Origin of the sequence: Ammonifex thiophilus, assembly GCF_003368535.1 — a bacterium.
GTDB classification, from domain to species: domain Bacteria; phylum Bacillota; class Desulfotomaculia; order Desulfotomaculales; family Ammonificaceae; genus Ammonifex; species Ammonifex thiophilus.
On the sequence record NZ_QSLN01000089.1, the window covers coordinates 1 to 255 of the forward strand.

General features: G+C 56.5%; 1 protein-coding gene. It reads right to left on the reverse strand.

Translation table 11 applies throughout. The features are described from left to right. Positions 1–255: UPF0236 family transposase-like protein (locus DXX99_RS11195; protein WP_205664723.1), on the reverse strand; the 255-nt coding region annotated here is incomplete at both ends.

Below are 255 nucleotides of genomic sequence, written 5' to 3' on the forward strand. Positions count from 1 at the left end.
GCGCCGACAATCCCGCACCGCCTTCCTCCGGCCAGGAGTCTCCGCCTTCCTCGCCGCTCCCTTCAGTACCTTCTCTACCCCCACCCGATCACCACGCCTCAAGGCTGCCCAAATCTCTCCATATGCCCCTTTGTCCTTCCCTAAAGCGGCCACAAGGTATTTATCCAGGTGGAAAAGATCCAGCACAAATACGCTCTTCGGTAAAAACTCCAGACCCCTCTTTATCCACCTGTCCCCGTCTCCACAAAGGTAGAT